The 2759-nt window shown below is 36.5% G+C and carries 5 protein-coding genes; 2 read left to right on the top strand and 3 right to left on the bottom strand.

Annotation, left to right across the window (positions count from 1 at the left end; translation table 11 throughout):
* A partial coding sequence (locus tag AC06OU_RS14630) for an SDR family NAD(P)-dependent oxidoreductase (protein WP_475856753.1) occupies positions 1–486 on the top strand: 486 nt, incomplete at its 5' end.
* A 50-nt stretch (positions 487–536) separates the two neighbouring features.
* Here the strand turns inward: AC06OU_RS14630 and AC06OU_RS14635 are convergent.
* Positions 537–701, bottom strand: a complete 165-nt coding sequence (locus AC06OU_RS14635) for an aspartyl-phosphate phosphatase Spo0E family protein (protein ID WP_251552987.1) — start codon at positions 699–701, stop codon at positions 537–539.
* A 229-nt stretch (positions 702–930) separates the two neighbouring features.
* On the bottom strand, positions 931–1629 hold the full coding sequence (locus AC06OU_RS14640; RefSeq protein WP_475856754.1) for a Type 1 glutamine amidotransferase-like domain-containing protein: 699 nt from the start codon (positions 1627–1629) through the stop codon (positions 931–933).
* Positions 1630–1740: 111 nt separating this feature from the next.
* On the opposite strand from AC06OU_RS14640, the gene AC06OU_RS14645 reads away from it, so the two are divergent.
* Positions 1741–2145, top strand: a complete 405-nt coding sequence (locus AC06OU_RS14645; RefSeq protein ID WP_475856756.1) for a VOC family protein — start codon at positions 1741–1743, stop codon at positions 2143–2145.
* A gap of 423 nt (positions 2146–2568) precedes the next feature.
* Here AC06OU_RS14645 and AC06OU_RS14650 read toward each other — a convergent pair.
* A partial coding sequence (locus AC06OU_RS14650; protein WP_475856758.1) for a hypothetical protein occupies positions 2569–2759 on the bottom strand: 191 nt, incomplete at its 5' end.

The raw sequence follows: 2759 nt of genomic DNA on the forward strand, positions 1-2759 counted from the left end.
ATGATGAAGGTGGAGATCGTGGTTCCGGAGGATTATCTGGGCGATGTTACAGGAAATCTTATCTTTAGAGCTGCAAAGCTTATGAAAGAGAGAAATACAGGACATTTTATCTTTGTAGCATCACAGGCAGGTAAGGTTGCCACACCTAAGGCTTCAGCGTATGCAGCAACTAAGCATGCAATCATTGGGTTTGCAAATGCAGCTCGAATGGAGTTAAAGGAATATGGTATTCATGTGAGCACTATTAATCCTGGTCCGATAGATACTCCATTTTTAGATTTAGCAGACCAAACAGGGGGCTACCGTGAGAAGATGAGCAAGCATTTGCTTTCTCCACAAAATGTAGTAGATGCTATTAAGAAAGTCATTGATAAGCCTGTTAGAGAGGTAGATTTACCTTTTTATATGAGTTTCACTAGTAAGTTATATGCTGTTTTTCCTAAAACCGTTGAATTACTAGGTAAAAGCTTTTTCAATAAAAAATAACGAAAAAACCAATCAATGCTTAGCAATAGTTGATTGGTTATTTTGTATGATCAAGATACTTTTCCTTGATAAACATTCAGTAGTTGATCGAGCTCTTGGCTACATGCTACTACAACAGGATGAGTAAACCCGAGACTTTTTGCTTTTTTGTACATATCATTTCTTTTACTAGTTATTAAGATCAATAAAGATGTTTCATGCCACTTGGTTTCCACTGATAATTTCCTCCGTTTAACAGATTTTTACTGTAATGGTTTCTTGGTATAATGATGAACTTTTTTTATTGTAAAGTATCATTAATGAAAAATTTGTCAAACTGTGGAGGAAACTAAAATATTTTTTATTTTTTTATTGTATTTATGCATCTATGTAGTAGAAATGTTGCTTCCTTCAACTCTATTAAAGAGAATTTGACTAGTATTTTAAAATTCAAGTATAAGGATATTATTGACCTAGGTACTTAGTACTTATTTCAAGTTCTTCAACTACATACTCCATGCTATTGACAAAATACGCTTTACGGTCTATATGAGAGCTAACGGATATATGTAATTGTTCATCAACGAAATGTAAAGCAACTCCGTCTTCTACTGCATATCCAGGTTTCATTTTGTTTTCAGCAATCATTTCTTTATAAGCTGGTCTTCTTTTACTTTCTCCATCGTAGTGGGGACAATTACTTCCTTTTAAAATTCCAAGACAATCAAGCTTATATAACGGACCATTTAATGGATCGGTCAATCCTTCCTCAAACCAGCAAATAGAACCTGCACTAAGACCTGCTAAAATAATTCCTTTTTTATAGGCTTTTAAAAGAATGGTATCTAGTCCCCACTCCTTCCACAGTACTAGCATATTTCGAGTGTTTCCTCCACCAACATATAGAATATCTTGCTCCAAAATAAACTCTTCCAAGTCACTAAAGTTGGGCTCGAATAAGGAAAGGTGAGAGGTCGAGCACTCTAGCTTATTAAAAGATTCGTAAAACCTGTTTGTGTAGTTGTCTTGATCCCCACTCGCAGTTGGTATAAAGCAAACTTTTGGTGATTTCTTCTTTGCTTGTCCTAATATGTATCGGTCTAACAGTGGATTGTTTGGCTCCATGGAGAAACCACCGCCACCCATTGCAATAATTTGTCTCATTTTAACACTCCTTCTATAGATAATAGCTATTGTTCTACATAAGTTCATTCGAATGGTGGAAGTAAGAGATTTATATTACATGATACAATTCATCGAAAAGGGGACAGTGCGATGAATCATTGGCAAAATAGCATAGCTCAAATAAGAATTGCAAGACCTACTGATAAGTTAAGTCAGGTTATTGAGTTTTACCATAAAGGCTTAGGATTAAAGATAATTGGAAGCTTCAAGGATCATGACGGCTACGATGGGGTGATGATTGGTTTGCCAAACAAGTTGTACCACTTAGAATTTACTGCTCATAAGGACGGATCTCCATGTCCTAGTCCCACTAAGGATAATTTACTCGTGTTTTATATACCTCAAAAACTTATTCTGGACACCCTCGTTAATCAATTAATTGGTATGGGATATTCTCCAGTCCCATCCGAAAATCCTTATTGGGAGAAGAGTGGGGTTACTTTTGAAGATCCAGACGGGTGGAGAGTGGTACTCATGAATGATACAGGAATTTGAAGATATTAAATAGATTGCAAAAGAAGAGGCTAGGACATAACTGGTAAATAGATTAATAGAAGTGAAATAACAACGTGATTTCACGTCTGTTGATTTATGATGCAAATAAATCTTTAAATTAGAAAGTAAAATTGATTTCCGCACCAGCCGGACGCTTTCCTCGGGGTGAGCGATAAGCCATCACCCATCGCTAACGCGCGTGGTTGTGATGTCTTATCTGTCTCACTCATCCCGTAGGAGTCGCCGTCTTGCGCTCCAATCAATAATGGAAACGGCTTTTATACAGCGATAAGGATCTATAAAATTATTCATAAACAAAGCTTGGAAATAGACTCACGCCACATTTCATAATTTAATTATGTTTTTAATAGTTCTTTGAATTGTTACTTTTGTAATGTTTACAGTCATTATAAAAAAGAAATTTTAATCAAAATCAACTAATAGCTTTATCAATGCTTTTTTAATAAAAAGTTCTCTTTTATGTTTGTTTGGAGAGGAAGCGGCGACTCCTGGGGGAACAGCGCGAGCTGAAAGCCCCGCAGGAGCAAAGCGACGAGGAGATTGAAGCCGTGCCCCCGGAAAGCGTCCGCTGGAACGGAAAACAACAATGCTTT

Source organism: Psychrobacillus sp. (genome assembly GCF_056205495.1).

Excerpts from the sequence above, each read along its gene's own strand:
- AC06OU_RS14645 (WP_475856756.1), top strand. The coding sequence starts at position 1,741 with ATGAATCATTGGCAAAATAGCATAGCTCAAATAAGAATTGCAAGACCT.
- AC06OU_RS14640 (WP_475856754.1), bottom strand. The coding sequence starts at position 1,629 with ATGAGACAAATTATTGCAATGGGTGGCGGTGGTTTCTCCATGGAGCCA.